Source organism: Demequina sp. NBRC 110052 (assembly GCF_002090075.1).
Classification (GTDB): domain Bacteria; phylum Actinomycetota; class Actinomycetes; order Actinomycetales; family Demequinaceae; genus Demequina.
Genome location: NZ_BBRI01000002.1, coordinates 885,042 through 902,470, shown reverse-complemented (window position 1 = coordinate 902,470; position 17,429 = coordinate 885,042). Strand labels below are relative to the sequence as shown.

Sequence of the window (17,429 nt, the reverse complement as noted above, 5' to 3'; positions counted from 1 at the left end):
GGTGTGCGGCGCTGGAGCCGCTCGATGCAGCTGCGGGTCGTCACGACCGTGCTCGTCGTGGGGGTCGGCACGGTCCTGGTCCTGGGCGCCTTCGTGCTCGGCCAGATCCGTGACGGGCTGATCGAGACCCGCGTGGACCGCATCCTGGCCGAGTCCGCGCGCGACGCAGCGAGCGCCACGGACCTCGTGGGGGCCGCGACGGCCGCCACCCCGGGCGATCTCCAGCAGTTCATGAACAATCTGTACGAGTCCCTGCGTACCGTTGGCGGCGAGTCTCGCGGCCTCGTGATCCTGCAGGCGCCACAGAACGACTCGGACGTGATCCTCACGGCAGGCGTCTCGAGCCCCGAGCTCGTCGGCGTCATCACACCGGAGATGCGCACCGCGGTCGACGAGGGCGTCGCCCAGCCGTGGCAGTACGTCGCGATGCCCGGGACCGGCGAGCCGGGCCTCGTCGTCGGCTCGACCCTTCCGTTCCGCGACGCAGGTGACTACGAGCTCTACTTCGTGTACTCGCTCGCGGATGAGCAACAGACGCTCGGGCTCATCCAGCAGGTGCTCATCGGTGGAGGACTCGTCCTGATCGGACTGGTGCTGATCCAGACCTGGACGGTGACGCTCCAGGTCGTGCGGCCCGTGCGCCACGCCGCAAAGGTGGCGTCGCGGCTCGCCGACGGGCTGCTGTCCGAGCGGATGACCGTGCGCGGCGCCGACGAGATGGCGACCCTGGCGACCACGTTCAACGACATGGCCGAGTCGCTGCAGCGTCAGATCACCCGTATGGAGGACCTGTCGCGCCTCCAGCGCCGCTTCGTCTCGGACGTCTCGCACGAGCTGCGCACGCCTCTCACGACCATCCGCATGGCATCCGACGTGCTGCACGACCGACGTGAGGAGTTCGCGCCCGAGGTCGCGCGCTCGGCCGAGCTGCTCGCGAACCAGATCGATCGCTTCGAGGTGCTGCTCTCGGACCTGCTCGAGATGTCGCGCATCGACGCGGGCGCCGCGCAGCTCGAGTTCGAGACCGTGGACCTCGCCGACGTGGTGGAGGACGAGGTCGAGGCGATCCGTCACGCCGCCTCGGGCCTGGGTGTCGAGGTGCGTCTGCACGTCGCGGCAGGTCGCCACACGGCGTCCATGGACCGGCCACGCGTCGGCAGAATCGTGCGCAACCTGCTGTCCAACGCAGTCGAGCACGCGCAGGGCGGCGCGGTGGACGTGGCCGTGGCTTCGCACCAGCGCGCCGTCGCGGTCGTGGTGCGGGACTACGGGCTCGGCCTCACGCCCGCACAGGTGGACCGCGTGTTCGACCGCTTCTGGCGCGCGGACGCGGCCCGGGCGCGCACGATGGGCGGCACGGGGCTGGGTCTGTCGATCGCGCGGGAGGACGCGCAGCTGCACGGCGGTCGCCTCGAGGCATGGGGCCAGCCGGGCGAGGGCGCGAGCTTCAGGCTCACGCTGCCGCGCACCGCGCGAGGGCTCGGGCAGCAGCCCGTCCTGCCGCTCGCGATGCGCGCGGACGAGTTCACCGCGCTCGATGGACACGGGGCCGCGCGATGAGGGCGGGACGCGGGATCGCGCTCATGTGTGCCGTGCTCGCGCTGGCGGGCTGCGCCTCGATCCCCACCTCGGGCCCGGTGCGCGAGGGCGCGGGCGTCGTGGAGGAGTCTGACTCGTTCGTGCCGTTCGCGGAGGGGCCGCGCCCTGGCGACAGTCCCACGGCCATCGTGACGGGCTTCCTTCAGGCCATTCCGCAGGGCTTCGCCTCTGACTTCACGGTCGCCCGCGAGTTCCTGACGCCCGAGGCAAGCCTCGAGTGGGACCCCTACGCGACGGTCACCATCTTCGACTCGCGCGCGATCCCCCTCGAGCTCGACGAGGGCACGGGCGCGATCACGTATACGGTGCCGGTGGCGGCGACCGTCGACTCCGGCGGGCGCCTCACCGAAGCCCCCGACGGCGCCGATTCGACGCTCCAGTTCGTCGTCACGCAGGACGCTGACGGCGAGTACCGCATCGCGGGGCTCGAGGACGGGTCGCTCATCGCGGAGGCGAACTTCACGCGCCTGTTCCGCCGCGTCGACCTGGTCTTCGCCGCATCGGACGGTGTGACCATGGTCGAGGAGGCGCGCTTCCTGCCGGCGCTCAACGCGGCGACGCGCGCCGCGTCGGAGCTCGTCGCCGGCCCGTCCGAGTGGCTGGCTGACGCGGTGGTCTCGGGCCTCGGCCTGGCAGCCGAGCTCGAGGTGGATTCGGTCGTGGTCACCGACGGGGTCGCGGCCGTGCGGCTCGGCCAGGCCGCAGCGGGCACCTTCGCCGAGTCCGCGCTCGCGTATGCGCAGCTCGAGGCGACGCTCACCGCGCTGCCCGAGGTGACGAGCATCGAGGTCACCGTGGGCGGCGTGCCCCTCGACGGCGATGAGGCTGTCGACCTGGCGCAGGCGCCGACGCCCGACGAGGTGGCTGCGGCGCTCGTGCGAGGTCGCCTCGCGCTGTGGGATGGCGAGCAGCTGCGAGTCACGCCTGACGACGTGGGGCGCGTGCCCGACGCGGCGTCCGGCCTCGCGCTCGCATACAGCGGCGGACAGGTCGCGATGGTGGTCGGCTCCGACCGCCTCGTGGTGTCCGACGCGCTCGCCGGGGGTGTGGCCAGTCTCGTCCCCGCAGGAGACGTCAGCGGGCCGCCGTCGGCGCCGATGGAGATGCGCGAGGTGTATGCAGGGACGGACCTCGTGGACCCCTCGTATGACCGCCATGGATGGCTGTGGACCGCTGAGACGGCCGGCGATGGAGTAGTGGTTGCCGTGCCTGCGGCGGGCGTTGAGGGCGAGGGCGCGCTGCTCGATGCGCCGTGGCTGGCCGGACGGGACGTGCGCGCGATCGCCGTGTCCCGCGATGGCGCGCGGCTCGCGATCTCGTCGCGCACGGCCGGTCAGACAGTCATTGAGGTGGCGGGTGTGGTGCGCGATCCCGCGGGGGTGCCGACGGCGCTGACGGGACCGATCGCGGTAGGCGCGAAGGCGGGCGAGGGAGCGAGCCTGTCCTGGCTCGACGAGATGACTCTCGCGGTGCTCGGGCGAAGCGACGACGGGACCGCGACGCCGCTGTGGCTCGTCACGGTCGGAGGGTTCACGGAGGCCCTGACGGCCGACGCGGACGCCGTCGCCGTGTCGTCGCGCCACGGCGAGGCGACGCTCACCGTCATCACCGCGGATGGAGAGGTGCAGGTGCGCGCGGGCGCGAGCTGGGCTATCAGCGCCGAGGGTGTCAGCGACCTGGCCTACTCCGGCTGACATCGTCCCCAGGGGTCGCGTCGCATCACTTCCTCCCCAGGCGCTGCGTCCACGGCACTCGAGGCATCCGCCGGCCCGCCACGCTGGCGCCATGGACGCCCCACTCGGCTCGCGGCGGTGGCGGGACGGTGCGCCACCCGGAGTGCCACACGCTCAAGCGGCGCTCAGGCGTGCAGGCGGCGAGCATGTGTGCGAGGCGCTGCGCACCGCCGCGCGCGCCGTGGTGCCCGTCGCGTGCCCGGGATGCGGGCTCGAGGATGTGCGCTGGTGCGAGGCCTGCGCGGCCCCGTGGTGGGATCCGCCGTGGCGCTGCGAGGAGGAGGCGTCGCGCCTCGTGGTCGCCGGGGAGTCAGCACTGCCCGTCTGGGCGATCGCCGCGCTCGATGGACCCGCGCACGGAGCGGTGGTCGCGTGGAAGGACGGCGGTAGACGCGACCTCGACGCAGGCCTGGCCGCCGCGATGACACGCGCAGCCCGCGAGATCGCACCCGCGCTCGCGACGCTGCCCGCGCCGATCGCAGTCGTGCCCGCGCCTGCGCGTCCGGCGAGCACGCGCCGGCGCGGTACGGACCTCCCTCTGCTGCTCGCGCGCGCCGCGACACGCGGACTCGCGCAGGCAGGAGTGGCCTCCCGTGTCACACCGGTGCTCGCGATTCGCTCGGGGGAGTCGCGGGGAGCGAGCGCGGCCGCGCGTTGGCGCGAGAGCCGTGCCGCCGTGTATGCCGTGGGCACCATCGCGCCTGGTGCTGCGGTGGTTCTCGTGGATGACGTGGTCACCACAGGCGCGACGCTGGCCGCGTGCGCGCGAGCGCTCGCGGACCGTGGATCGCACGCGGTGGCGGGGCTCGTGCTCGCCGCCGCCCGGCGTGTGGCGGACCCTGCCCGGACGGGGCTAAGGTGAGGAGTCCAAGGACGACGAACGTCGTACCCCTTCTGCGAGGGGAGGTGATGACGCAGGCGCATCAGGCGCCGCCAACACCGTGCCCCGGCCGCGAGGCCACACCCAAGAAGGAGGAATTCGACATGGACATTGCCATCGTGGGACGCCACACCAAGGTCAACGACGACCTGCGTCAGCGCATCGCCGAGAAGATGGAGAAGGTCGAGGCGCTCGCGCCCCGCGCTCTGCGCGCGGAGGTGCATGTGGTCCATGAGCGGAATCCCAAGCTCTCCGGAGAGAGCGAACGCGTCGAGATCACCGTGCGCGGTCAGCAGCGCGTGGTCCGCGCGGAAGCTTCGGCGGTCGACCGCGTCGCCGCGCTCGATGCCGCCGCCGCGAGGCTCGTCGAGCAGCTGCGCAAGCTGCACGAGCGCAAGGCGCACCGTCACCAGGGGAAGGTCGGTCTCCACGCGGTCGAGCCCACGGTGACGGCCCCCATCCCAGACGGCGCGGTCGCGCCCGTCGACGACTCCTCCGAGGCGCCGACGAGCGTCGAGGAGTGGGAGGGCGCACCCGCTGGCGCGACCCGCGAGGTGCCGATCGACGGCACCCCGATCGTCATCCGCTCCAAGACCCATGCAGGCACGCCCATGACGGTGTCCGAGGCCATCGACCAGATGGAGCTCGTCGGTCACGACTTCTACTTGTTCCTCGACTCCGAGTCCGGCCATCCCTCGGCGGTCTACCGCAGGCGCGGCTGGACCTACGGCGTCATCCACCTCGACCCCGAGGCGCCCGCGGATGCCGCACGGGAGAGCGCCTGAGCAGTACGAGTCCCGCGGTCGCAACGATGCGACCGCGGGACTTCCTCCTCGTGGTCACCGCCGCCGCCCTGTGGGGCGGCGGCGGTGTCGTGGGCACCCTCCTCGGGGACCGCACCGGCATGCACGCGCTCTCGATCGCGATGTGGCGCATGCTTGTCGCAGGCTTCGCGATCCTGCTGGTGCTCGCGGCCCTCCGTCGGCTGCGCCTGCGGTCGCTCACGCCTGCCATGTGGCGGCTGTCGCTCGTCACGGGAGCACTCACCGCGGTCTTCGAATCGCTCTACTTCCTTGGCATTGCGCTGTCCTCCGTGGGGCTCTCGACCCTGATCGGCATCGGCTCGGCTCCTGTGTTCGTCGCCGTGTGGGACTGGCTCGCGTCGCGCCGCACGCCCCCACGGCTGACGCTGATCGCGCTCGCTCTCGCGCTTGGCGGGCTCGCGGTGCTGCTCTCGGGCAGCCTTGACGCTGGCGAGAACGCGTTTGGCGGGGCGCTCGTCGCGTTGGGCGCAGGCGCGACCTTCGCAGCCGTGACGGTCGTCAACCGCGAGCAGGTCCCGGGCTACGACCCGGTCACGCACACCGGCGTGGCATTCGCTGCCGGCGGACTCATGCTCATCCCCGCGGCGGCGTTCACCGGACTGGGGTGGGCGACCGACGCGGCTGGCTGGGGCCTCACGCTCGCACTGGGCGTGGTGGTGACGGCTCTCGCGTACCTCGCGTACTTCTCCGGGCTGCGCACCGTGCCCGCCTTCGTCGCCACGATCGTCGCGCTGCTCGAGCCACTGGTTGCGGCGCTGCTGGCGGCGCTCGTCTTCGCTGAGCGGCTGGGCTGGACGGGGCTCGTCGGCGGCGCGGTGCTGGGTGCCGCCGTGGTGCTGTTGCGCCCACAGCGAGACGAGCCGGAGTCCCTCCACTGAGCGACTACTCTTGCAGGGGTACACGAAGACAGCAGGGAGCTAATCCGTGAGCATCATCGATCGCGTCATCCGCTTCGGCGAAGGGCGCCAGGTCCGGCGGCTCGAGCGCACCGTGGTGCTCACCAACAGCCTTGAGGACGTCTACTCCGAGATGTCGGACGATGAGCTGCGGGAGCTCACCGATGACTTCCGCCAGCGCCGCGCCGACGGCGAGAGCCTCGACTCGCTCATGCCCGAGGCCTTCGCCGCCGTGCGCGAGGCCTCGCGGCGCACGCTCGGCCTGCGCCACTTCGACGTGCAGATCATGGGAGGCGCGGCGCTCCACGGAGGCAACATCGCGGAGATGAAGACCGGTGAGGGCAAGACGCTGGTCGCCACGCTGCCCGCGTATCTCAACGCGCTCGACGGCAAGGGCGTGCACATCGTCACCGTCAACGACTACCTCGCGAGCTACCAGTCCGATCTCATGGGGCGCGTCTTCCGCTTCCTGGGGATGGAGACCGGCTGCATCCTCTCGGGCCAGGCGCCCGATGTGCGCAAGAAGCAGTACGAGGCCGACATCACGTACGGCACCAACAATGAGTTCGGCTTCGACCACCTGCGCGACAACATGGCGCTCGACCCTCAGCAGCTCGTGCACCGCGGCTACCACTATGCGATCGTCGACGAGGTCGACTCGATCCTCATCGACGAGGCGCGCACACCGCTGATCATCTCCGGCCCCGCCCAGGGCGACAACGGCAAGTGGTACGTCGAGTTCGCGCGTATCGCGAACTCGCTCACCGTGGACGAGGACTACGAGGTCGAGGAGAAGAAGCGTGCCGTCGGCATGCTCGAGCCCGGCATCGAGAAGGTCGAGGCAGCGCTCGGCATCGAGAACCTCTACGACCCCGCGAACACCCCGCTGATCGGGTTCCTCAACAATGCGGTGAAGGCCAAGGAGCTGTTCCGCCGCGACCGCGACTACGTCGTCACGAACGGCGAGGTCGACATCGTCGACGAGCACACCGGTCGTCTGCTCAAGGGCCGCCGCTACTCCGAAGGCCTGCACCAGGCGATCGAGGCGAAGGAGGGCGTCAAGATCAAGGCGGAGAACCAGACCTACGCCTCGATCACGCTCCAGAACTACTTCCGTCAGTACACGAAGCTCTCCGGCATGACCGGAACGGCGCAGACCGAGGCCGCCGAACTGCACGCGACGTACGGCATGGGGGTTATCCCGATCCCCACCAACAAGCCGATGATCCGCGACGATCAGTCGGACCTGCTGTACAAGTCCGAGGCGGCGAAGTTCGAGGCGCTCATCGCTGACATCCTCGAGCGCAACGCGAACGGCCAGCCGGTGCTGGTCGGAACCGTGTCCGTGGAGAAGTCCGAGCGGTTGAGCAAGGAGCTGCGCAAGCGCGGCATCAAGCACAAGGTCCTCAATGCCAAGCAGCACGAGGCGGAGGCCGCCGTGGTCGCCGAGGCGGGCCGTTGGGGTGCCGTCACCGTCGCGACCAACATGGCCGGCCGAGGCACCGACATCATGCTGGGCGGCAACCCCGAGTTCCGTGCCGTGCAGGTCATGGCCGAGCGTGGGCTCGACCCGCAGGAGGACCCCGAGGCCTATGAGGCGGCGTGGGACGCCGTCCTCGAGGAGCAGAAGGCCGCGGTCGCGGACGAGCACGACAAGGTGCTCGCCGCAGGCGGGCTCTACGTGCTCGGCACAGAGCGCCACGAGTCGCGCCGCATCGACAACCAGCTGCGCGGACGCTCCGGACGCCAGGGAGACCCGGGCGAGTCGCGCTTCTACCTGTCGCTCGAGGACGACCTGATGCGGATGTTCCAGTCGGGCCTCGCGGCAACGATGATGAACTCGTCCGCGATCCCCGACGACCTGCCGATCGAGTCCAAGGTGCTCACGCGCGGCGTGCGCTCGGCCCAGGCGCAGATCGAGGGCCGCAACGCGGAGATCCGCAAGAACATCCTCAAGTACGACGATGTGCTCAACGCGCAGCGCACCGTCATCTACGACGAGCGCCGCAAGGTGCTGGCGGGCGAGGACCTCGGTGAGCAGGTCGACTCGTTCGTCGAGGACGTCGTGTCCGAGTTCGTGCGGTCCGCGACCCTCGTGGGCGCGCCTGACGATTGGGACCTCGAGGCGCTGTGGAAGGACCTGCGTGCCGTGTACCCCGTCTCGCTCACGATCGAGGAGATCCTCGAGGAGGCGGGCGGCCTGCACCAGCTCACCACCGAGTTCCTGCTGCGCGAGCTCGTCGCGGATGCGCGCGTGCAGTACGCCGCGAAGGAGGAGGCGCTCGGCTCGGAGCTCATGCGCACCGTCGAGCGTCAGGTCGTCCTGCAGGTGCTGGACGCCAAGTGGCGCGAGCACCTGTATGAGATGGACTACCTCAAGGAGGGCATCGGTCTGCGTGCGATGGGCCAGCGCGACCCTCTGATCGAGTATCAGCGCGAGGGCTTCCTGCTGTTCGAGGGCATGACCGACGCGATCAAGCGTCAGTCGATCCAGGTGCTGTACCGCGTCGAGAAGCGCGAGGCGACGCCGGAGTCCGGTCAGCAGCCAGGCACCGTGACGGCCGACTCTGCCGCGGCTACCGCGCAGCAGCAGGCGACTGCACAGGCGGCCGCCCCTCGTCGGCGCGCGGCGGGCCCGAACACGTCGACCGGCTCGGGCGGCGGCATGCAGATGACGATGTCGGCGCTGACGTACTCGGGTCCGTCGGAGGACGGTTCGGCGCAGGTCGTGAAGGAGTCGGGCGCGAAGGGTGGCGCCGCAGGCGGCGCGCAGAAGGCGGAGTCGGACGGCGCGACGTTCCCCGGAACCGCCAAGAACGCTCCGTGCCCGTGTGGCTCCGGCAAGAAGTACAAGATGTGCCACGGGAAGAACGAGGCCTAGGTCTCGACGTGTGAGAAGAGCCCGGCCCCAGATAGTCGATCTCTGGGGCCGGGCTCTTCTGCGTCGTAGGCGAGGCGCACTCAACCGATGTCGATGACGGTGGCGACCCATCGGCCGTGCTGGTCTTCGAGGCGCATCGCGATGGCGTGGCTGCGCCCGTCGACGGAGGCGACCACGCTCACCTCTGCGGCGTCGGCGGCGACGCGGCAGACGCGAGCGCGGAGCACGCGGGCCGTCGCGCCGTGCCTGCCCGCTCGTCGCGCGACCGAGTGCTGGCGCGCGAGCCGTGCCCGGAGGTCCGGTTCGACCCATCGCACCAGTGATGACAGGGTATCGGCCCCGTGAACGGCCTCGAGCGCGGCCTTCGCGATCGTGCACGCCAGCGGCGAGGGGTCGCCGAGCGGCTGCCTCTCACGGGAGTACGGAGTGCGAGCGGTGCGTCGCCCGGCTCCCGTTGCCGCGACCGGACGAGTCGCGCCGGCGAGGCGCCCGGGTGCGCTGACAGGGGCGCCCGCTGCGGCGCTCACCGCGCCACCTCGACAGGGATCGTCAGCACCTGACCGGGGTGGATGAGGCCGGGATCGTCGCCGATCACGGCGCGGTTCGCCTCGTACACGAGCGGCCACGCCTCGGCGATCTCGGCGTCGGTGGCGTCGGCTGCGAGGTGGTCTGAGGTGATGCTCCACAGCGAGTCTCCGGATCGCACGGTCCACGACAGCGGTGCCGATGCGTCCCGGGGTGCTGCAGTCGCTGCTGCGGCCGTCAGTGCATCCGCGGTCGGCGCGCCCGCCGTCGCTTGAGTGGTGCCTCCGGTGCCGGCCGTGGTCCATCCCGCGTGCGCGACGGGGTCCTCGGCCGGAGCCGGCAGGGTCGTCTGAGCGACCGTGCCGTCCTGGTCGCTCACGGCGAGTGAGCCGCCTGGCGTGCCTGCCACGAGCGCATCCACGAGCGCGTACGACGATTCGGAGGTCACCCAGCCCGGGTGCGCGTCGGGAGGTGCCGCAATCGCGGCGGGTGCCGTCGAGCTGAGGGTGACGCCGATGCCGAGCGCGACCACGCGCCGCCACGTGTGGGGCGCGAGGCGCGCCGACCATCGCGGCAGCGCTCCACGTGTGGTGCCGATCGCCATCGCGACGGCGATCACTGTCAGGTAGGCGCACAGCGCAGCGCCGACGGCGCAGATGCCGACGATCACGAGGTCCTCTGGCAGCCAGGTGGCCGCGTCGAGCTCGGAGGCGCGAGCGCGGGTGAGTGACGCCAGTGCGATGGCGCCCGCCGGCGCGGACGCGATCGCGAGCAGCGCCCCGACCCGGGTCACGGCGCGCCTGGCGGGTGGCTCGTAGGTCCCGGGTGAACGGGTGGCGTACCTGCGATGCTCGAGCGTCGGTGCCCCCGCACCGCTCCACTTGACAGTCATCGAATCCCCCGCGATGTCGTTTGATGCAGTTTGACAACGACAGATATATCCGAATCGTGAGGGATTGTCGACTCCGTCTCCGAGAATGTGGACTCGTGGCCGTCAACGCGTACCGGATCGCTACCGTGGGCGCATGAGGTGGAGTCAACTGTTCGCGGATCTCGAGGGGCAGATCGCCGCGGAGTCCTCCCGCGCATTCGAGTGGGACGTCGCAGAGCTGACACGGGCAGAGCGGGCCGGGGTCGAGCTGGCGGCCCGGCTGCGCGCCGATCGAGGCCGGGAGGTGACAGTGATGCTTCGCGACGGCCAAGCCGTGACCGGTGAGCTCGCCGACGGCGCGGTCGAGTGGCTGCTCGTGGCGGCGCACGCGCGCCAGCACCTGGTGCCGACCGCAGCCGTCAGCTCATATGCGGGACTGTCGGGCCGGCTCGTTCCGTTGGGCGAGGTCGAGAGGCGGCTATCGCTGGGATCGGCTCTTCGCGTGCTGTCCCGCGACCGTCGACGCGTGGTGGTCCATACGGATGCGGGACAGCTGGCGGGTCTGCTCGGCTCCGTGGCGGCCGATCACGTCGAGGTGGTGCTGCGGGTCGGGGAGGCGCCCGTCGTGGTCCCGTTCGGCGCGATCGTTCAGGTGCGTTCGGCCGACTGACGTGTCAGGGGTGGTCGGCTGCGATCCGCGCCCGGTTGGCCTCGTACTGCCGCTCGATGTACGACTCGAGCTCGCTCGCCTCGATGCGCCACTGGCCGCGCCCGCCGACCTGGATCGCGGGGAGGTCTCCTGAGCGCACGAGCGCGTACGCCTGGGGCGAGGAGATGTTGAGGACCTCCTGCACATCGGCGAGGGTGAGGAATCGCGACGGCATGGCGCCATTGTGACACGGCGGGCCCTGAAACTGCCCCCATCCACAGGGGCTGGCGGAGCGCGCGCGTTCCCGGCACCATGGGGCGAGTTGATCACGAGGGGGCTCGCATGACGACGCAGGCATCGCCTGTCGCGGGACGGCTGACCCGTCCCAGTTGGAGGGACCCACGACTGCTGATCGGGTTGGTGCTCATCGCCCTGTCCGTTGCGGCCGTGGCAAGCATCGTTCGCGGTGCGGATCGCACGGAGCCGTTCTACGCGGCCCGCGGGCCGCTCCCGGCGGGGACGGTGCTGGACGAGTCCGACGTGGTGGTGGTCCAGGTGCGGGTGGCGGACGGGGTCTATGCCGCGCCCGCGGCACCACCGTGGGGAAGGGTCTTGTCCCGGAGCGTGGGTGAGGGCGAGCTCGTGCCGATGGCTGCGCTGGTCGCTCCCGAGGCCTTCGATGGGAGACCGGTGGCCGTGACCACGGCGAGGCCGCTCGCCGAGGGGATCGGGAGGGGCGCGATCGTCGACGTGTGGCTCACTGTCGAGGGGGCCGACGGCGCGCCGACCTCGACGCTGGTGGGCGAGTCGCTCGTGGTCGACGCGGTCCAGACGTCCTCGGGCGCGTTCACCGCCACGGGTTCCGAGACCGTGTATGTCGTGGTCCCGGAGGCGGAGATGGAGGGCTTCCTCGACGCGCTGGCCACAGAGGGGGAACTCTCGGTCGTCGGGCTCGCGGGATGAGTTCGCTTGCCGTCATCCTGGCGGTACGAGGGCCCCACGAGGCGGCGATCGCCACGGCGCTCGACCGTCATCCGGGCATCCTCGTCTCACGTCGGTGCGCGGACCTGACTGAGGCTCTGGCGGTCGCTCATGCGGGGCACGGCTCCGTCGTCGTGCTCTCCGACCATCCTCAGCTGGATCGCGCCGTCGTCGCCGAGTTCGGTGCGGCCGGCGCCGCCGTCGTGGGCGCCCCGGGATCGCCCGAGGCACAGGAACGTCTGCGGGCCCTCGGGCTCGGTGAGCTCATCCCGCTCGGCGCGGATCCCGTGCGGATCGCGGCCACCGTGCTCGCAGGGGCGGAGCGGGGAGCGCCGCTCGTGCCGGAGGAGCCGCAGCCGGTGCAGGTCGGAGGTGCCGGCGCGGTCATCGCGGTGTGGGGCCCGACTGGTGCCCCTGGGCGAACCACGGTTGCGACGAACCTGGCAGCGGAGCTCGCCGCAGCAGGCACGCACACCCTGTGCGTGGACGTGGACACCTACGGAGGCGCGGTCGCACAGGCCTTCGGGCTGCTCGACGAGGCGCCCGGCGTTGCTGCTCTCGCGCGTGCGGCGCTCTCGGGCGGTCTGAGCCCGCAGCACGTGCGTCGACATGCGCTCGAAGTCGCGCCGCGGCTACGTGTATTGACCGGCATCGCGCGAGCCGAGCGGTGGCCAGAGCTGCCCGCCGCCGCTCTCGATCCCATGTGGGAGGTGCTGCGCTCCGAGGCCGAGGCGATCGTGGTCGACTGCGGATTCGGGCTCGAGTCGGACGAGGCTCTCGCATACGACACGCGTGCGCCTCAGCGAAACGGCGCGACGCTGTCCGCGCTCGCGGCCGCAGATGTCGTGGTCGCCGTCGGAGGCTCCGAGCCGCTGTCGGTGCAGCGCCTGGTGCACGGGCTCGCCACTCTAGAGACCGTGAGGCCTGGGGCGTCCCCGAGGGTCGTCGTGAACCGCGTGCGCAGCGCGGTCGTGGGGCCGTCCCCGGAGACAGCCCTTGCCGATGCGCTCGCACGGTTCGCCGAGGTGCACGAGATCTGGCCGGTGCCGTTCGATCCCAAGGCGTGCGACGCTGCGACCCTCGAGGGCCGCATGCTCAGGGAGCGTGCGCCGCGCTCGTCCGCTCGTCGCGCGATCGCGGGCTTCGCGGGCGCAGTCCGACTGGGTCTGGAAGCGCGCGCGTCGCAGGGCGCGGCCGAACTCCAGGTGACAGACTGAGCGCATGCGCGTGTACATCCCCGTCATGGTGGACGAGCTCGGCACAGTCGCCTCAGGATCGTGGGAGCCCGCGCAGGGCTTCGCGGTCACCGAGCGGCTTCTCGAGATCTCCGAGGCCCTCGATCCCGACGAAGTCGCGGAGGAGGCCCTGTACGCGGCAGGCATGGAGTCCGCGCTCGAGCTGGACTCGCGGCTGCGCGCTGTCGCAGTCGTCGACTACCCGCGGCCGGACGTGACGCCCATGCCGGAGCTCCATCCTGCGGCGGTGCGCGTGAGCGGCAAGGTGGCCGCAGACTCGATCGCGTGCGTCTTCGTCGACGAGCCCGCGGCGGAGCAGGACGTGAGCGCGGCGCACCAGGGCCACCCGGGCGCCGAGGATGCGCTCAGCTCGCGCGATCTGCTCTGGTACGACGTGAGCGAGATCCCGTCGATCCCGCTCACCTGACAGGCGACGCCTAGCCGCGAAGGCGCCCGAGCACCGCGTCGTGCAGGGCGCCGTTGCTGGCCAGCGCATCGGGCCCCCAGGGACCCCGTTCCCCAGCGAGCGACGTGAAACGGCCGCCCGCCTCCTCGACGACAGGTACGAGAGCGGCCATGTCGTACAGCGCGAGCTCGGGCTCGCACGCGACGTCCACCTGGCCTTCGGCGACCATCATGTAGCTCCAGAAGTCCCCGAACGCGCGCGTGCGCCACACCTCGCGCGTGAGGTCGAGGAACGCGGGCAGCAGGCCGCGCTCCTCCCAGCCCCCGAGCGACGAGTACGAGAGCGACGCATCGTTGAGCGACGCGGTGCGCGAGACCGAGAGGGGCTTCGCCGCGCGTGCGTCCTGGCCGGTCCAGGCGCCGTCTCCGGCGGCGGCGAACCAGCGGCGGCCGAGCGCGGGAGCGCTGACGACGCCCACGACGGGGTGCCCGTCGTCCACGAGGGCGATGAGCGTGGCCCACACGGGAAGGTCCCGGATGAAGTTCTTGGTGCCATCGATCGGGTCGACGATCCATCGCCGCGGTCCCGTGCCGGTCTCGCCGTACTCCTCGCCGAGCATCGCGTCGTCGGGTCGCGCCTGCCCCAGCAGTTCGCGCACGAGCCGTTCCGCGGCGCGGTCGACCGCCGTGACGGGCGTGTCGTCGGGCTTCATCTCGACCGTGAGGTCCTCGGAGGCGAAGTTGCCGAGCGTGAGGCGGTCCACCTCGTCGGCGATGTCCAGCGCGAGCGAGAGATCTGCGGCGTAGCGACCCTGGGGCTCCATGCCGTCAGGCTACCGGCGGTCGGGGGGTGCCCCGTGACGCGCGAGGTGTGTGACGAGAGGCCGACTCACCACTCCGCGGCGGCGGCGCGCGAGGCGAGCAGGCGACGGATCGAGTCGACCCGCGCATGCTGCTCGGGGGTCTCGGCCCAGGCGTCGAGCGCGCAGCCTGCGTCGGCCGACTCATGCGTGCACCCCCGTGGGCACAGGCGCTCGGCTGCCTCGGCGACGTCAGGGAACGCGGCGACGAAGTGCTGCGGATCCACGTGCGCGAGGCCGAAGGTGCGTACGCCGGGAGTGTCGACGATGTGGCCGCCCTCCGGCAGGCCGTAGCGGATCGCGGAGGTCGAGGTGTGGCGTCCGCGCCCTGTCACGTCGTTGACGCGGCCCACGGCACGACCGGCGTCGGGCACGAGCGCATTGACGAGGGTGGACTTGCCGACGCCGGAGTAGCCGACGAGCACTGTGTCGCGCCCCGCCACGGCGTCACGCAGCTCGCGGAACCCGGGATCTGCCTCGGCCCCGCCGTCGCGCAGCACCTGGGTCTCGACGACGTGCACGCCGAGCGGCTCGTAGGCGTCGCGCAGCGGTGTCGCGTCGGCGAGGTCGGCCTTGGTGAGCACGAGGACCGCGTCCATGCCCGCGTCGAAGGCCGCCACCAGGCAGCGGTCGATCATGCGGGGGTTGGGCTCAGGATCGGCGAGCGCGGTGACGATCGCGAGCGAGTCGGCGTTCGCGACGATCACGCGCTCGGTGGGGTCGGCGTCGTCCGCGGTGCGGCGCAGTTCGGTGCGGCGCTCCTCGCGTCGGACGAGCCGCGCGAGCGTGTCTGGCCTGCCCGACGTGTCGCCCACCACGGCGACGCGGTCGCCGATGACGAGGCCCCGCCGGCCGAGCTCGCGGGCCTTCACCGCGGTCACCACGGTGCCGGCGGGAGAGTCGCCGTCCTCCAGCAGTTCGACCGTGTAGCGGCCGCGGTCGATCGTGGTGACCACCGCGGTGATCGCCGACTCGTGCGAGGGGCGGATCTTCGTGCGCGGTCGCGAGCCCCGCCTGCTCGGGCGGACCCGGGCGTCGGATTCGTCGTACTCGCGTCGCGCCACGCGCGTCAGGCCCCCGTGACGTCGGCGGCCGTAGCGTCGGTCGCCGTGCCGTCGCCGCTCAGCCCGAGCATCGCGCGCCACATGGTCGGGAAGTCGGGCATGGTCTTGGACGTGGTTCCCACGTGGAGCACCTGCACGCCCGGCACTCGCAGCCCGACGATCGCCGCGAAGGTCGCCATGCGGTGGTCGTGGTACGTCTCCATGGCCGCGCCGTGCAGGTCCGTGGGTGGGTATCCGGCGAACTTCAGGGAGTCGTCGCCCGCGTGGCACTGACCGCCGAGGCGCTCCACCTCGGCGGCGATCGCGGCGAGGCGGTCGGTCTCGTGACCGCGCAGATGCCCGATGCCGTTCAGCTGGGAGGCGCCGGACGCGAGCGCGCACAGTGCCGCGATCGTCGGAGTGATCTCGCCCGCAGGGGAGAGGTCAGCCTCAATTCCGTCGAGGCGACCGGTCCCGCGCACGCGCATGACGTCGCCGGCGAGTTCGCATTCGCCGCCCATGTGCATCAGCAGCTCGGGGTAGTAGGCGCCTGGCTGAGTCGTGGTGGCTGGCCATCCGGGGATGCGGACCTCGCCGCCGGCGACGAGGGCGGCCGCCATGAACGGGCCGGCGTTGGACAGGTCGGGCTCGACGCGCACCTCCGTGAGGCGCAGAGCTCCGGGGTGCACGATCCACGTGCGCTCGTCGGGCTGGTCGACGCGGATCCCAGCGCCGCGGAGCGTCTCGCACGTCATGTCGATGTGGGGCAGGCTCGGCAGCGTCTCGCCCACGTGGCGCACGGTGAGGCCCTGAGGCATGCGCGGCGCGACGAGCAGCAGCGCCGTCACGAACTGGCTCGAGGAGCTGGAGTCGATCACGACCTCGCCTGGCACGGAGGCGGGCGGCGTGAGCGTGAACGGCAGGGTGCCGCGGCCGTCGTCGTCGACCGTGGCGCCGAGCGCGCGCAGCGCGTCGAGCAGCGGTCCCATGGGACGCACGCGCGCCCCCTCGTCGCCATCGAACGTCACGGGCCGCATGTCGCCGGCAGTCCCGGCCAGCAGCACCAACGGCGGCACGAAGCGCATCACGGTGCCGGCCAGTCCGCACTCGATATGCGTGCCGCCACGGATCGCCGCGGGCGTGACGAGCCACTCGGGGCCGGAGTCGTCGACCGTCACGCCGAGCGCGCGCAGCGCGTCGATCATGAGCGCAGAGTCGCGCGAACGGAGGCCGCCGCGGATTCTGACCGGTGCCTCCGCGAGCGCGGCAAGCACGAGATAGCGGTTGGTCAGCGACTTGGAGCCTGGCACCTCGACCGTGGCGTCGAGCGGGCCCGATGCGACAGGAGCCTCCCAGACCTCGCCGGGTCCGAGCCCGACGGCGGGGGCTGCGCTCACGCGGCGCGCTTTCGGCCGAACGCGATGACCTTCTGCTCGGTCGCCTTCGCCTGGGCTCCGGCCTTCTTGGCCTTCGCCTCGACCTGCTTGGCCTTCGCGTCCACCTTCTTCTGCGCGGCCTTCGCCTTCGCCTTCTTCTTGCGCGCGACGTGGCGCGCCGAGTGGCCAGCGCTCGCGGCGAGCATGGCTCCGCCCATGAGCGAGAGGTTCTTGAGGAACTGGTCGCGCTCAGCCGCGCGCTCCTCCTCGTCCTCCACGAGCCAGAAGGGGCGTCCGGCCGCGACCGTGAGGGCGGCGAGCCCGGTGAGCGCGAGACCGGCGGTGCGAGGGGTGCGCGAGAACGCGAGCACCGTCGCGGCCGCGACGGTGGCGGCACCGTGGATCTTCACGAGGTCGGTGGTGGTGACCTCGTCGACCCCGGCCTGCTTGAGCAGGGGATCCACCACGGGCGCGGCGCGCTCGGCGCGGCGCTCGGGCTCGAGCATGGACTCGACACCTCCGTAGACGAACCAGGTGGCGAGCAGCGGGCGGGCGAGTGCGCGAACCATGCCTCTCAGCCTACCCACGCCTCGGCGCCTTGTGCAGGGGGCGAGGACGTGCAGGGGGGCGTCGATCACGGCGTCGGGCGCGGCCTCAGCGGTCCGGGGCCC

The 17,429-nt window shown here is 71.6% G+C and carries 17 protein-coding genes; 10 read left to right on the top strand and 7 right to left on the bottom strand.

The window, feature by feature from the left end:
* Window positions 1-24 precede the first annotated feature (24 nt).
* The 6 genes from mtrB (at window position 25) to secA (ending at window position 8,813) form a co-directional block, all read left to right on the top strand.
* Complete coding sequence (gene mtrB, locus B7K21_RS04385) at window positions 25-1,560, top strand: MtrAB system histidine kinase MtrB (RefSeq protein WP_084073991.1); 1,536 nt, start codon at window positions 25-27, stop codon at window positions 1,558-1,560.
* Entirely contained in the window at window positions 1,557-3,293 is a 1,737-nt protein-coding gene (locus tag B7K21_RS04380) for an LpqB family beta-propeller domain-containing protein (RefSeq protein WP_144016063.1), read from the top strand. The genes mtrB and B7K21_RS04380 overlap by 4 nt, the downstream gene beginning before the upstream one ends.
* 91 nt (window positions 3,294-3,384) lie before the next feature.
* A complete protein-coding gene (locus B7K21_RS04375; RefSeq protein ID WP_144016062.1) occupies window positions 3,385-4,194 on the top strand; it encodes a ComF family protein in 810 nt (269 codons plus the stop codon).
* 122 nt (window positions 4,195-4,316) lie between these two features.
* Window positions 4,317-4,997: a ribosome hibernation-promoting factor, HPF/YfiA family gene (gene hpf / locus B7K21_RS04370; RefSeq protein WP_084073988.1), complete on the top strand. Its 681-nt coding sequence runs from the start codon at window positions 4,317-4,319 to the stop codon at window positions 4,995-4,997.
* A gap of 26 nt (window positions 4,998-5,023) precedes the next feature.
* Complete coding sequence (locus B7K21_RS04365; protein WP_084073987.1) at window positions 5,024-5,914, top strand: DMT family transporter; 891 nt, start codon at window positions 5,024-5,026, stop codon at window positions 5,912-5,914.
* Window positions 5,915-5,960: 46 nt separating this feature from the next.
* The gene (secA, locus tag B7K21_RS04360) at window positions 5,961-8,813 is read left to right on the top strand and encodes a preprotein translocase subunit SecA (RefSeq protein ID WP_084073986.1); all 2,853 of its coding nucleotides are present in this window, start codon (window positions 5,961-5,963) and stop codon (window positions 8,811-8,813) included.
* Window positions 8,814-8,893: 80 nt separating this feature from the next.
* Here secA and B7K21_RS04355 read toward each other — a convergent pair whose 3' ends face one another.
* Window positions 8,894-9,340, bottom strand: a complete 447-nt coding sequence (locus B7K21_RS04355) for an Rv3235 family protein (RefSeq protein ID WP_084073985.1) — start codon at window positions 9,338-9,340, stop codon at window positions 8,894-8,896.
* Complete coding sequence (locus tag B7K21_RS04350) at window positions 9,337-10,131, bottom strand: LysM peptidoglycan-binding domain-containing protein (protein ID WP_159448411.1); 795 nt, start codon at window positions 10,129-10,131, stop codon at window positions 9,337-9,339. Before B7K21_RS04350 ends, B7K21_RS04355 begins: the two co-directional genes overlap by 4 nt.
* Before the next feature lie 232 nt (window positions 10,132-10,363).
* Between B7K21_RS04350 and B7K21_RS04345 the strand changes: the two genes are divergently transcribed.
* The gene (locus B7K21_RS04345; RefSeq protein WP_084073983.1) at window positions 10,364-10,879 is read left to right on the top strand and encodes a hypothetical protein; all 516 of its coding nucleotides are present in this window, start codon (window positions 10,364-10,366) and stop codon (window positions 10,877-10,879) included.
* A gap of 4 nt (window positions 10,880-10,883) precedes the next feature.
* On the opposite strand, the gene B7K21_RS04340 is transcribed toward B7K21_RS04345, so the two are convergent.
* A complete protein-coding gene (locus B7K21_RS04340) occupies window positions 10,884-11,093 on the bottom strand; it encodes a helix-turn-helix domain-containing protein (protein ID WP_084073982.1) in 210 nt (69 codons plus the stop codon).
* A 107-nt stretch (window positions 11,094-11,200) separates the two neighbouring features.
* On the opposite strand from B7K21_RS04340, the gene B7K21_RS04335 reads away from it, so the two are divergent.
* Genes B7K21_RS04335 through B7K21_RS04320 form a run of 3 tightly spaced genes read left to right on the top strand, consistent with a single transcriptional unit; the run spans window position 11,201 to window position 13,501 of the window.
* Complete coding sequence (locus tag B7K21_RS04335) at window positions 11,201-11,821, top strand: SAF domain-containing protein (RefSeq protein WP_159448410.1); 621 nt, start codon at window positions 11,201-11,203, stop codon at window positions 11,819-11,821.
* Entirely contained in the window at window positions 11,818-13,056 is a 1,239-nt protein-coding gene (locus B7K21_RS04325; RefSeq protein ID WP_144016060.1) for a hypothetical protein, read from the top strand. The genes B7K21_RS04335 and B7K21_RS04325 overlap by 4 nt, the downstream gene beginning before the upstream one ends.
* A 4-nt stretch (window positions 13,057-13,060) precedes the next feature.
* On the top strand, window positions 13,061-13,501 hold the full coding sequence (locus B7K21_RS04320) for a hypothetical protein (protein ID WP_084073978.1): 441 nt from the start codon (window positions 13,061-13,063) through the stop codon (window positions 13,499-13,501).
* Window positions 13,502-13,511: 10 nt separating this feature from the next.
* On the opposite strand, the gene hisN is transcribed toward B7K21_RS04320, so the two are convergent.
* The 4 genes from hisN to B7K21_RS04300 all read right to left on the bottom strand — a co-directional run bounded on the left by hisN (window position 13,512) and on the right by B7K21_RS04300 (window position 17,327).
* Window positions 13,512-14,303 carry a histidinol-phosphatase gene (hisN, locus tag B7K21_RS04315; protein ID WP_084073977.1) on the bottom strand — a complete coding sequence of 264 codons (792 nt, stop codon included), beginning with the start codon at window positions 14,301-14,303 and terminating at the stop codon, window positions 13,512-13,514.
* Between the two features lie 65 nt (window positions 14,304-14,368).
* Entirely contained in the window at window positions 14,369-15,403 is a 1,035-nt protein-coding gene (gene rsgA / locus B7K21_RS04310) for a ribosome small subunit-dependent GTPase A (RefSeq protein ID WP_084073976.1), read from the bottom strand.
* A gap of 5 nt (window positions 15,404-15,408) precedes the next feature.
* Window positions 15,409-16,779: a 3-phosphoshikimate 1-carboxyvinyltransferase gene (aroA, locus tag B7K21_RS04305; protein ID WP_084073975.1), complete on the bottom strand. Its 1,371-nt coding sequence runs from the start codon at window positions 16,777-16,779 to the stop codon at window positions 15,409-15,411.
* A complete protein-coding gene (locus B7K21_RS04300; protein WP_084073974.1) occupies window positions 16,776-17,327 on the bottom strand; it encodes a hypothetical protein in 552 nt (183 codons plus the stop codon). The genes aroA and B7K21_RS04300 overlap by 4 nt, the downstream gene beginning before the upstream one ends.
* Between the last annotated feature and the right edge of the window lie 102 nt (window positions 17,328-17,429).

What these genes read in the sequence shown, in the direction of transcription:
- mtrB (WP_084073991.1), top strand. Translation starts at nt 25, where the DNA reads ATGCAGCTGCGGGTCGTCACGACCGTGCTCGTCGTGGGGGTCGGCACG.
- B7K21_RS04380 (WP_144016063.1), top strand. Translation starts at nt 1,557, where the DNA reads ATGAGGGCGGGACGCGGGATCGCGCTCATGTGTGCCGTGCTCGCGCTG.
- B7K21_RS04375 (WP_144016062.1), top strand. Translation starts at nt 3,385, where the DNA reads ATGGACGCCCCACTCGGCTCGCGGCGGTGGCGGGACGGTGCGCCACCC.
- hpf (WP_084073988.1), top strand. Translation starts at nt 4,317, where the DNA reads ATGGACATTGCCATCGTGGGACGCCACACCAAGGTCAACGACGACCTG.
- B7K21_RS04365 (WP_084073987.1), top strand. Translation starts at nt 5,024, where the DNA reads ATGCGACCGCGGGACTTCCTCCTCGTGGTCACCGCCGCCGCCCTGTGG.
- B7K21_RS04345 (WP_084073983.1), top strand. Translation starts at nt 10,364, where the DNA reads ATGAGGTGGAGTCAACTGTTCGCGGATCTCGAGGGGCAGATCGCCGCG.
- B7K21_RS04340 (WP_084073982.1), bottom strand. Translation starts at nt 11,093, where the DNA reads ATGCCGTCGCGATTCCTCACCCTCGCCGATGTGCAGGAGGTCCTCAAC.
- B7K21_RS04335 (WP_159448410.1), top strand. Translation starts at nt 11,201, where the DNA reads ATGACGACGCAGGCATCGCCTGTCGCGGGACGGCTGACCCGTCCCAGT.
- B7K21_RS04325 (WP_144016060.1), top strand. Translation starts at nt 11,818, where the DNA reads ATGAGTTCGCTTGCCGTCATCCTGGCGGTACGAGGGCCCCACGAGGCG.
- B7K21_RS04320 (WP_084073978.1), top strand. Translation starts at nt 13,061, where the DNA reads ATGCGCGTGTACATCCCCGTCATGGTGGACGAGCTCGGCACAGTCGCC.
- hisN (WP_084073977.1), bottom strand. Translation starts at nt 14,303, where the DNA reads ATGGAGCCCCAGGGTCGCTACGCCGCAGATCTCTCGCTCGCGCTGGAC.
- B7K21_RS04300 (WP_084073974.1), bottom strand. Translation starts at nt 17,327, where the DNA reads ATGGTTCGCGCACTCGCCCGCCCGCTGCTCGCCACCTGGTTCGTCTAC.